We start from the raw sequence: 11231 nt of genomic DNA, 5'->3' as shown, positions 1-11231 counted from the left end.
ATCTGGAAAAATCAACGCTCCTTCCCTACAAGGACACTGAGTCGCAAATGGTATTTCTGAACCGTCACAGTACGCAAAAATCAGGGTTTTTGGCGTCTTTGAATGATCTTCCGGGGCGCAAGCCCTTGCGCCTAGAACCACTTTTCGTCTGAAATAATACTTTCCTTGGAAAACAAAATCATCACAGGCAAATAATTTCAGCGCACCTAATGAAATTATAAATTTAGTATAAATATTTTTTCGTTACCTTGAATTTAACCCCAATCACACTTGTATCTATGGAAGCGATGGGGTTTTTCTATCCTGGCTTCTACCTTGAGCGACTATGTTGATTTTTGGCTAAATGGCTAACTGTAGCAAAACGACTAGAAATTATGCGGCTTTTTCACTAAATTAAGAATGTTAAACTAATATTGTGCTTTTTACCTAGATAAGATATTAAGCCGAATTTTGATTCACGTTAGGTGAGGGAAATTACAAGTGATATCACCGCAACATGTTGCACTAACCACCGACGAAGCCCAGATAACAGAATTTTTCCTTTCATCAGTGGGTCAATGGCGATCGCAACGGCGTTATTACACCCTCCTTGAGGGAGACACCAAAGAAATAGTCAGTATCATCACCATCCGCTTTTTAGGACAGGGCGCTGAGGAATTGCAGAAACTGGCTTTGATGCACGATTTGCCAGATTCAGTTAGCTTAATCTGTGGTGCAGAAGTCATCTGGGAAAGCACGAATTCACTCACCCAAAGGCACGAGTCCAAAGGTTCAACGCTATTTGGTGTTCTGGGAAACATTTTGTATCGCGATCGCGGTTTTGCCACACCAAGGCCAGTCACCGCCGAATATTATTTTCCCAAAGCCCAAACACTGTGTTTACGAAGTGAGTATAATGGTTCTGTGTTTGAAGAAGAGTTAAAGCTGATCGGCAGTCAATACCGCACCAGACAGACAATCATCTCCCGCGCTGGTCAGCAGTTGATGATTGGTCAGTATTTAGAAAAACGTATGGATGGGGAAGCAATTAAACATAATTTCTTATAAATTTTTTTTCCCACTCCTTGCCTAAATAGTCAGCGCATATGTTAACATAGAAAGTGAGAATTGATTCGGCGGTGGTTTTTTTTGTTAGTATTGACAGGCTTTTTCCTTGTGGTATTTACAGACTTCTCTCCGAAATCTCAATCTCTACACACTACTGTTGATTTTGGAGATATTCTATGTCTATATATGTAGGCAACCTTTCCTACCAAGTTACACAAGACGCTTTGACAGAAGTGTTTAAAGAGTATGGCGAAGTGAAACGTGTTCAAATACCTACAGACCGTGAAACAGGTCGCGTGCGCGGCTTTGCTTTCGTGGAAATGGGTACCGATGCTGAAGAACAAGCTGCTATTCAAGCCCTTGATGGTGCTGAATGGTTAGGCCGTGACTTGAAAGTGAACAAAGCCAAGCCCAAAGAAGACAGAGGCGATAGAGGCGGCTCCTTTGGTGGTGGTGGCGGTGGCCGTGGTGGCTATGGTGGTGGTGGTGGTGGCGGTGGCCGTGGTAACCGCTACTAAACAAGACTTAAAATTTCTTGATTTAGTTCATAGTACCGCTTTAGCTGCAAAGCGCGACTAAAAACAGTTTATGCTTTTTTATATTCAGTCTTAGTGACTTAATTTAATTTGGTAGAGGCTCAGGCAAGGTTGCTTGAGCTTTTTCGATGTAACAATATAAGATGTTCACACCTGCAACTCAAAGCCAGGTAAAACTTCTTCGCCAGAAAGTAGCGCTGGAATTTCAACTACCTCTACAGGTTGTCCTAATCGGTAAATTTCTACCTGCTGTTGTTGAAGATTAATCAGCCAACCCAAACGCAAACCATTTTCTACATACTCTTGCATTTTTTCTTGCAGAGTTTTGATGCTGTCAGTTTCCGATCTCAACTCAATGACAAAATCTGGCGTGAGTGGCGGGAATTTTTTCTGTTCTTCTGCAGTTAGTGCTTCCCATCGTTCTAATTTTACCCAAGCAGCATCCGGTGAGCGTTTCGCGCCGTTGGGAAGTCTAAATATTGTGGAGGAACTAAAAACTTTGCCTAATTTGGTTTGGCGATTCCAAATATTCAAATCGGTAATCAACTCCGCTTCACGATTACCGCTTTCCCCTCCCACCGGTGCCACAATTATCAACAACTCTCCAGCAGCGCTTTGTTCTAAGTTTACATCCCGATTCGCCATACAGAGTTGATAAAATTGCTCATCGCTGAGGTGAACAATGGGATCTAGATTGAGGATCACTGTATTCATTACGAATGAATATTTGCTGAAAATAACAGAATATCCATATCCTTGGAATGATGGTATATTAGAAAAGGTATTAAATAGACAGCAAAATACAGCCCGTAGTTATATATGGGCACGAGGCTAATGCTATTTATTTTCTACTCAAATCAAAGAACATAACCTCAAAGGAGGAAAATTTTTCATGATTGAATACCTTTGGATTTTGCCAATTCTAGTACTGGCAATTCTACTAGTGGTGGCATTTATTTTCAACAATATGGCATCGCCGAATTTTTCGGATTCAATAAAATCAATCGAATCCATAGTAAATTCCATCGAGAAAATAATCGAGAAACTAACACGTAAAAAATAAATCTTTAACTAGCTCTAACTAGTTAGAGAGTTAATTCCGCTTGTTTTTTTCTCAACAGTAAAGCAGCTTAACTGCCTTGAAGCATTCTAATGTTAATTTTGACACGCCCAGGTACTGACGCCAATCAGTACTTGGGCTTTTTCATCTTCCATGCATGATTATATTATAACTTGTTTGCCAAACAATGTAAATCTCATTTAGTAAATCAGCAGATTGGTCTTCTGGTGCTTTTGCTCGTTTGCTCGTTCCCAGCCTCTGGCGAATGATAGAGTTAAACCGTTTTGACTCGTAACGAAAATTTTGCTCGTTCCCAGCCTCTGGCGAATGATAAAGCAGCTTTACCCGCTTGGCTGTCTGTGAGGCTATGCCTCATCTGGAGTATTTAAAATAAAACTTAGTTTTAAATTAGCCTAATTGTGAGGATTGTAATTATAGCACAAATATGGACGAGTGCAATCGATATATCACAAAATGCCTACTCTGGTTGATTTGCTTCTGACCAATTTAGCAAGTGGTCACTGAGCGTAGCCGAAGTGTCATCAATACTTGTAAAATCTAACAGATCCTCGCCAAGTGCCTCTAACTGGGTTAAAGAAGCAGGATTGCTATAGCTATGTTGTCACAACTCCAGCCTGAAAAATCTGCTGTGCGGTCAAATTAAGTTCGGGAAATGTGGGAGATTGAATTAGGTCATCACCGCGAAATTTAGTCACGCGATATTCCCCTTCTTCCAAACTGCAAACCAAGATAGTCGGTTGTTTAGGCTTACCGATAAATTCTCTACCACCTAGTGCAGCGTAGTCTACAATCCAAGATTCGGGAATCCCCATTTCCACCCTTCGGGAAGGGCTTCGCCCAACATAATCAGCGTATTTTTTTAGGTAATCATCTCGCCAGTTAGTGCTGACAACTTCGACAACCAAAGGAATTGATGCTGGTTGAGTAAGAGTTGACTCTTTTTTCCAGAGAGGTTCATTTACTAAATTAGGCTGATTTATTAGCAGCACATCTGGTGAATAAGCAGATTGATGTTCTAGTGGTTTGACTAGTGCTGTTTTTGGTATGAGATAGGGAAGATTTAATCGATCTATTTCCACACTCAGTTTTCTGACTAAAAATCCTGTAACTTCTTCATGGTCGCCGGTCGGTGGTGCCATTTCAATAATTACTCCATCATGCAGCTCATAACGTCGTTGTGGGTTTTCTGGATACCAAGCAACGAATTCCTCAAATGTGACTAATTTGGGTAAGGCTTGAGTCATGAATAGATTCCTCAAAGCAAAGCTGCTAATTTTTGGCGTCGTTTGATGATATTTCGGGGCGCGGGCGCAAGGCCTTGCGCCCCTACATATAATCGGATATCACTGGCGAATGGTAGGTTTACGGCCTCATCGCACGGGAAAATCAGGTTTTTTGGCGTCGTTTGATGATATTTCGGGGCGCGGGCGCAAGGCCTTGCGCCCCTACATATAATCGGATATCACTGGCGAATGGTAGGTTTAACGCCTCATCGCACGGGAAAATCAGGTTTTTTGGCGTCGTTTGATTATATTTCGGGGCGCAAGGCCTTGCGCCCCTACGCCGAATCGGATATCACTGGCGAATGGTAGGTTTAACGCCTCATCGCACGGGAAAATCAGGTTTTTTGGCGTCGTTTGATGATATTTCGGGGCGCAAGGCCTTGCGCCCCTACGGGCAATGGTTGTCAGATAGGCGATAAAATGGTTTAATAATAATTGGCGGACTGACGATGATGAACTGCAGTTACAGCATCTTGATTGAGAACCTTACCATCGTTGACAGTCGCGTAAACTAGCCAGTGATCGCCGACTTCCATACGGCTTTGTACGGAACATTCTAGATATGCTAGGGCGCCAGTGAGAATCTTACAGCCGTTGCTGGCTTCTTCGGTGGCTAGTCCAGCAAATCTGTCTTGTCCGGGGGTGAAGGTTTTCATGAAGTGCTTCCGCAATTCTTTTCCTTCTGCTAAAATATTAATTACAAATTGGTTTCCTGTGTGGGATAGGGGTTCCATTGCCCGCTCTTTGGCGACGGCTATTGTTAAGCCGGGGGGACTAAAGCTGGCTTGTGTTACCCAAGATGCGAGCATTCCACTGGATACCTCGCCTTGTTTGGCTGTCACCACGCAAAGAGAACCGACAATTCGCCCTACGGCTTGTTCGAGGTTGGTGGCTGGTTGTTTTGGGGCGCGGATTTTTTTGGCTTTTTTCAAGGCTTGGGCAAAATCGGTGCCGGCTTCTTCACACAGTTGGAGGGTGACATCGTTGGGTTTGAATTTGACGCGGATGGTGTCAAACCCAAATCTGTAACCTGCATCTTTGAGTCTGCTTTCAATTAAATCAACGGCTTCACCACTCCAGCCAAAGGAACCAAAGACGCCGGCGAGTTTATTGTTAGTAGCGGTGGAAAGAACTATACCTAAAGCTGTTTGTACAGGTGTGGGTGCATGACCGCCTAGGGTCGGGGAACCCATGACAAAGCCTGCAGAGTTTTCTATAGCCGCCCGGATTTCTTCGGGGTCGGCAAATTCGCAGTTAATTGATTCTACCGCAACGCCAGCTTTGGTAATACCACGGGCGATCGCCTGGGCTAAGGTGGCTGTATTTCCATAGGCTGATGCATAAATTAGCGCTACTGTCAAGTCAGCAGATGTTTGCTGTTGGCTCCATTCGCGATAGGCTTTGGTTAGTTCAATTAAGCCATAGCGCACTATCGGACCATGACCAGTAGCGTACATCCGCACCGGTAAATCAATCAATTTATCTAAGGCGGTTTCGACTTGACGGGCGTGGGGCGCCATCAAACAATCGAAATAATATCGCCGATCTTCGTTGATACTTTCCCAACCTTCATCAAATACTTGATCGCCACAAATATGGGCGCCAAAAAATTTATCTGTATAGAGAATTTCTGTTTGCGGGTCGTAGGTACAAAGTTCATCTGGATAGCGGGGATTTGGGGTAGGAATAAATTGCAAATGATGACCTTTACCTAAATCGAGAGTTTCTTCTCCCCGCATAATGATAATAGATAAATCGGGGTTTTCTAACGCCCCGCGTAAATTTATCGCCCCAGGATTAGAACAAATAAAAGTAATTTGTGGCGCTAGTTCCAATAGCGCTTTTAACGTAGCGGCGCGGTTGGGATTCACATGACCAACTATTACATAATCAATAGCTGTGATATCAATTCGTCGCTGTAAAGCAGCCAAATAAATTTCCGTAAAAGTTTCCCCTGGTGGGTCAATCAGGGCAATTTTATCTGCTTGAATCAAATAAGAATTTGCAGTTGTTCCCTTAGCCAGGGCGTATTCAATTTCAAATCTTAGCCTTGCCCAACTGCGCGATCGCAGTATTGTAGAATCTGTACCAATAGGCAATATTTGAACGTCGCGGGGTTTATTTGTTGTCATAGATTTTGAGGAGTTTGGAGTGAGGAGTTAGGAGTTAGGAGTTTGGAGTTTGGAGTTAGGAGTGAGGAGTTAGGAGTGAGGAGTTACTGATTTTCCCTAATTCCCAGTCCCCAGTCCCTAATCACCAGTCCCCAATCCCCAGTCCCCAGCGATGCACTGAGCTTGTCGAAGTGTCCCCAGTCCCTGATTAATAGTGATTCCCCACTTTGCGGTGGTGAACTGCTGTCAGGGAATCTGGATTAGAGACTCGTCCGGCGTAGACGGTGCTGTATACTGCCCAGTGATCGCCACAATCCATGCGGCTGATGACTTCGCATTCCATGTATGCTAGGGCGTCGGTGAGGATGGGGGTGCCGTTTTGGGCTGCTTGGGTTCTCACTCCTTCAAAGCGGTCTGCACCTGGGGCGAAGCGTTTTAAGAAGTGCTTCATCAGTTTTTGATAATTGCCTTCTTCTAAAACATTTAACACGAAGCGATCGCCTACTTGCATTAAGGATTCTATCGCCCGGTCTTTGGCTACTGCTATGGAAAATCCTAGGGGTTTGAAGCTCGCTTGACTTACCCAAGAGGCTAACATCGCACTTTGAACATCGCCTTTTTTGGCAGTAATGATGTATAATCCACCGCTGATTCTGCCTAATGCTTTGTCTAAGTCAGCACCCAAAGATTTCATGGCTTTGATGCTGCGATCGCGTGTTACCCACTGTCCTAAGTCGGTTCCCGCTTCTTCACACCCTTTATAGATGTTTTCTGTGGGTGTATCTCTGACCTCAATTACGGGGAAGGCTACGTGTAACCCCAAGGCGCGGAATTTGTTTAATAGGGGATATGTGGGTTCGTCATCACCACCCCCTGTTTCAAAGATCCCAATAGATTGTTTCTCGTTTGCAGACCCTAAAACGGTGCTGAGGGCAGCTTGAGCGGTAGAATTACTAGAGCTTGGAGGCATTCCCACGACCAAACCGGCACAACGCCCGACTAATTCCCGCAATTCTTGTAAATCAATGGCGGCGTCTAAGTCTACTATTTCTACAGCTACACCAGTTTTGGCGATACCGTTGGCGATCGCTTGGGCTAGGCGATCGCTATACCCATACTCGAAAACATAAAATATCCCTACAGCCGTTTCCGCTTTGGTTTGACTTTGGCTCCAAGTCCGATAACGCCCGGTTAATTCTTCCACGTTATGGTACAATAACGGACCGTGACCGGTGGCAATCATGGCAATTTTTTTCAGTTCCCCCATACGTTTGAGGGCTGACAGCACAGACCGCGCATTCGGTCCCATGAGGCAGTCATAATAATAATGAAAGTCTTCTTCGATAGCCGCTAAATCGTCATCAAAGATGCTATCTGAGCAATAATGTAAGCCGAAAGCATCGCAGGTGTAGAGAGTTTGGGTTTTGTGGTCGAAGCTGAAAATGGTGTCAGGCCAGTGTAAATTAGGTGCGATCACGAATTCAAACTCGTGACCATTACCCAAATCTAATTTGTCCCCATTTTTCACAATCCGCCGTTTAAATGGCTGATGTACCAAATCCTCCAGAAATTGAATCGCCACCTTAGAACCGACAACAGTAATATCTGGCACCAGTTGCAACATATCTTTAACTAAGCCGCTATGGTCTGGCTCAGTGTGGCTGATAATCAGATAATCAATATCTTGTGGATTGATTAGTCCGGTGAGTGTATCAAAATACAGCTGACGAAACTTTTCGTGAGATGTATCCACCAAAGCAGTCTGCTCACCGCGTATCAGAAATGAGTTGTAGGTTGTACCGTTTTGCAGACCGAACTCAATATCAAAGCGATCGCGATCCCAGTCCAATGAACGAATTGCTGTTGTGTCTTCAGCAATATCTACAGTCTGAATGGTGAGCCTTTTTTCAATTCTTTCGGTGAGCGCTACCATAACTCCCCTCCTAGACAAAATTTGTATTTATGCTTCTGGTTTTATTTTGACACGGCTTCTTTGTTAAATTTTATTAAAAAACCTATGGGTTAGTTAAAAAAATCAAAAGTGTGAAACCGCACAACGACCAACGACGCCAACAGAATATCTGGCTAGCCTTAGAAATTGGTAATTCTCGGTTACATTGGGCGTTGTTTATTGATACAACCCTTGACTGTACTTGGGATACAGACCATCTATCTGAGTCGGTCATACAACAATTGTCTCAATCTCACACACTCGATGATTTTCTACCGCACAAGAGTAGTGGGGGAGTGGGGAAGTTTGTCACTGGGGGACAAGTTTTGGCTTCGGAACTCGAAACTTCAGGTTCGGAACTCGAAACTTCAGGTTCGGAACACGAAACTTCAGGTTCTGAACACGAAACTTCAGGTTCGGAACACGAAACTTCAGGTTCGGAACTCGAAACTTCAGGTTCGGAACTCGAAACTTCAGGTTCGGAACTCGAAACTTCAGGTTCGGAACTCGAAACTTCAGGTTCGGAACACGAAACTTCACATTCCCCTATCCCCATCTTCCTCGCCTCAGTGGTTCCGAGTCAAACAGCACTTTGGCAAAATTATCCTCATGTGCGCGTTATTAACTTAGATCAAATACCCCTCCAGAGCGTTTATCCGACTCTGGGAATTGACCGCGCCTTAGCTTTGTGGGGTGCTGGAAAGACTTGGGGTTTTCCCATGCTGGTGATTGATGCTGGAACAGCAATGACTTTTACTGGTGCGGATGCTAACCAATGTTTAGTAGGGGGCGCAATTTTACCAGGATTAGGTTTGCAATTGGCGACACTCGGTCAAAACACCGGACAATTACCAGTGTTAGAGATAGGAAATTTCGCCTCTTTACCACCACGCTTTGCGCTGAACACCGCAGAAGCAATTCAAAGTGGCGTGATTTACACCGTAATAGCTGGAATCAAAGATTTTATTGTAGCTTGGTGGGACTTATTTCCTAGTGGGAATATTGCGATTAAAGGAGGCGATCGCACTTTATTATTAAACTATCTCCAAACTTTGTACCCTGAAATTGCCACCCGTTTAATTGTGGAACCCAATTTAATTTTTTGGGGAATGCGGGAAATAGTTAGGAGTTAGGAGTTAGGAGTGAGGAGTTAGCAGTGAGGAGTGACGAGTTAGCAGTGAGGAGTGAGGAATTATGAATTTTAACTCCCAACTCCTAACTCCCAACTCCCAACTCCTCATTCATTACTCATTACTCATTACTCATTACTCATTACTCATTACTCATTACTCCCAACTCCTCATTCATTACTCATGACTCCCAACTCCTCATTCATTATCATGACTCATTACTCATTACTCATTACTCATTACTCATGACTCATTACTCATTACTCATGACTCATTACTCATTACTCATTACTCATTACTCTGTAATAAAATCCTGAATATCAGTAGCCACAAGCCCAGGGGAAGATTCTAGTGAATCATTTGCAGCATGGGCGATAATTTTTAATTCAGCCTTGGGAATTAATTGAGCGTAAGTCCGACTTTTAGCTAAAGTTTCTGGTGTGTCTTGACCACCTTGCAAAATTAAAACTGGAGCTATCATTAAAAACAATCGATTTTGGAGGAATTCTGCGGCGATTTCCGGCTTTTTCCTTTGGAAGAGTAACTGACAAGCTGTGGGGTATTCTAAAAGTACCTGGCGTAGTCGAAAGTCTTGTTCAATTTTTTCATGCAATCCCAGGATTTTAGCCAAGGGTAGCAACAGTTTCACCAATTTAGTAATAAACCGTGATTGCGTTACTAATCGCTGCATTTTTTGCCAATGCTTTTCTTGTCCTTCTATTTCTACGCCTTCAGGAGACAATAATACTAAACCCTCAACTTGTTCTGGATATTTCAAAGCATAGCTAGCAGCAATCCAGCCTCCTAAAGAATGTCCTACTAAATAGACTCTTTCTAACTTCAAGGCTTGCAGAAACTCAGCTAAACACTCAACTTGTAAATCAATTGAGTAGTGGATATTAGGATTTTCCGACTCACCAAATCCTAATAAATCTGGTGCAAAGCAATGGAAATTGTGCGATAGCGATTCAATTACTGATACCCATTGACTGCTATCATTCCAAGCACCATGTAATAAAATAATAGGAATTCCTTTACCAGCTTCACGCCAGAATATTAGCCCTTGAGAAAGCTTTCTGCGGGAGTTATAAAATAGTGTATCCATGTGAATTTAAGAGTAATATTTTAGTATATTAATCATAGTCATTGGTCATTGGTCATTTGTCATTGGTAGGTATTTCAGTCCTATTTACATTTCGTAATATAGTTCTGTTTTTTTGCGCCGACTTACTTAATGCGTGTAGATGATAACTGCTAAACAAAGGACAAATGACCAATGACCAATGACAAAGGACAAATGACAAAGGACAAAGGACAAATGACCAATGACAAATGACAAAATATTGTTACGCCAGTGTGGTCAAACCATTTAAATAGTCTTGCAACTGTTGAGAGTGGTCATGAGACATCGATCCTTGAGGAAGGGCGTTAACAGGAAAAGCCTGAATTTCAGCAACTTCTAAAGTATCCTGAACTTCCATTGTCCCTTGCACTTCCGCTTCCACAACAATACAAATCGAGTGGATTCTGGGATCGCGGTCTGGTGCAGAATAAACTCCGACTAAACGTCGAATTTTCACTAACTCCAGTCCAGTTTCTTCCAACAATTCCCGACGGACTGTATTCGGAATATCCTCTCCCCAGTCCACCATACCTCCTGGCAAAGCCCAACAACCATTGTCGCGCCGCCGAATCAGCACAATCTCACCATCGGGTAAAATCGGAATTATGCTAGTGCCAGTAATGGGATGACGGAAGATCATACCCAATACAGTTTGTCCAAAACGCCAGAAGCTACGTGTGGACTCAAAAGAAGCCGTAAACAAACCAAGAACTTTCAATCTTCAAATGTGTGGGTTGTATTTGATGATTCCCTACCACTTAACATAAACCCAACCAATAAAATGTCGAGCTGTGTTTTATACTAAAATGTTTGTGGTTTGGATTTTTATTCTAACGTTCCCGCAGAATATATTAATTTTACCATTAGATTAAATAATGTGGGGTGTAATATTATACACTATATATTGGAATTAGCGTTGTCAACTTGTACTTCGTATTGACTACTTATAAGTGATTTTTCTTGACATCA

The 11231-nt window shown here is 43.1% G+C and carries 10 protein-coding genes; 4 read left to right on the top strand and 6 right to left on the bottom strand.

Annotated features, from left to right (window positions below; all coding sequences use genetic code 11):
• Positions 1-480 precede the first annotated feature (480 nt).
• The gene (locus tag HEQ19_18405) at positions 481-1047 is read left to right on the top strand and encodes a phycobiliprotein lyase (protein WYM01167.1); all 567 of its coding nucleotides are present in this window, start codon (positions 481-483) and stop codon (positions 1045-1047) included.
• 176 nt (positions 1048-1223) lie between these two features.
• Complete coding sequence (locus HEQ19_18400) at positions 1224-1565, top strand: RNA-binding protein (GenBank protein ID WYM01166.1); 342 nt, start codon at positions 1224-1226, stop codon at positions 1563-1565.
• 165 nt (positions 1566-1730) lie between these two features.
• On the opposite strand, the gene HEQ19_18395 is transcribed toward HEQ19_18400, so the two are convergent.
• The 4 genes from HEQ19_18395 to HEQ19_18375 form a co-directional block, all read right to left on the bottom strand.
• The gene (locus tag HEQ19_18395) at positions 1731-2297 is read right to left on the bottom strand and encodes a Uma2 family endonuclease (GenBank protein WYM01165.1); all 567 of its coding nucleotides are present in this window, start codon (positions 2295-2297) and stop codon (positions 1731-1733) included.
• A gap of 960 nt (positions 2298-3257) precedes the next feature.
• A complete protein-coding gene (locus HEQ19_18385) occupies positions 3258-3908 on the bottom strand; it encodes a Uma2 family endonuclease (GenBank protein ID WYM01164.1) in 651 nt (216 codons plus the stop codon).
• 464 nt (positions 3909-4372) lie between these two features.
• Positions 4373-6079, bottom strand: a complete 1707-nt coding sequence (locus HEQ19_18380; protein WYM01163.1) for a diflavin flavoprotein — start codon at positions 6077-6079, stop codon at positions 4373-4375.
• Between the two features lie 187 nt (positions 6080-6266).
• Complete coding sequence (locus HEQ19_18375; GenBank protein WYM01162.1) at positions 6267-7991, bottom strand: diflavin flavoprotein; 1725 nt, start codon at positions 7989-7991, stop codon at positions 6267-6269.
• Between the two features lie 110 nt (positions 7992-8101).
• Between HEQ19_18375 and HEQ19_18365 the strand changes: the two genes are divergently transcribed.
• Both HEQ19_18365 and HEQ19_31175 read left to right on the top strand, forming a co-directional pair.
• Positions 8102-9142, top strand: coding sequence for a pantothenate kinase (locus tag HEQ19_18365; protein WYM03494.2), 1041 nt, complete (start codon positions 8102-8104; stop codon positions 9140-9142).
• A 61-nt stretch (positions 9143-9203) separates the two neighbouring features.
• Positions 9204-9326, top strand: a complete 123-nt coding sequence (locus tag HEQ19_31175; GenBank protein WZI66955.1) for a hypothetical protein — start codon at positions 9204-9206, stop codon at positions 9324-9326.
• A gap of 108 nt (positions 9327-9434) precedes the next feature.
• On the opposite strand, the gene HEQ19_18360 is transcribed toward HEQ19_31175, so the two are convergent.
• Entirely contained in the window at positions 9435-10244 is an 810-nt protein-coding gene (locus HEQ19_18360; GenBank protein ID WYM01161.1) for an alpha/beta hydrolase, read from the bottom strand.
• 241 nt (positions 10245-10485) lie between these two features.
• Positions 10486-10980: an NUDIX hydrolase gene (locus HEQ19_18355; GenBank protein ID WYM01160.1), complete on the bottom strand. Its 495-nt coding sequence runs from the start codon at positions 10978-10980 to the stop codon at positions 10486-10488.
• Between the last annotated feature and the right edge of the window lie 251 nt (positions 10981-11231).

This window comes from Gloeotrichia echinulata CP02 (assembly GCA_038087035.1).
Taxonomy (GTDB): domain Bacteria; phylum Cyanobacteriota; class Cyanobacteriia; order Cyanobacteriales; family Nostocaceae; genus Gloeotrichia; species Gloeotrichia echinulata.
The sequence above is the reverse complement of the archived record's forward strand: the minus strand, read 5'-3'. Positions and strand labels throughout refer to the sequence as shown.

Bases quoted from the DNA above. Each gene is read 5' to 3' on its own strand.
- HEQ19_18400 (WYM01166.1), top strand. From the start codon at position 1,224: ATGTCTATATATGTAGGCAACCTTTCCTACCAAGTTACACAAGACGCT.
- HEQ19_18395 (WYM01165.1), bottom strand. From the start codon at position 2,297: ATGAATACAGTGATCCTCAATCTAGATCCCATTGTTCACCTCAGCGAT.
- HEQ19_18385 (WYM01164.1), bottom strand. From the start codon at position 3,908: ATGACTCAAGCCTTACCCAAATTAGTCACATTTGAGGAATTCGTTGCT.
- HEQ19_18380 (WYM01163.1), bottom strand. From the start codon at position 6,079: ATGACAACAAATAAACCCCGCGACGTTCAAATATTGCCTATTGGTACA.
- HEQ19_18375 (WYM01162.1), bottom strand. From the start codon at position 7,991: ATGGTAGCGCTCACCGAAAGAATTGAAAAAAGGCTCACCATTCAGACT.
- HEQ19_31175 (WZI66955.1), top strand. From the start codon at position 9,204: ATGAATTTTAACTCCCAACTCCTAACTCCCAACTCCCAACTCCTCATT.
- HEQ19_18360 (WYM01161.1), bottom strand. From the start codon at position 10,244: ATGGATACACTATTTTATAACTCCCGCAGAAAGCTTTCTCAAGGGCTA.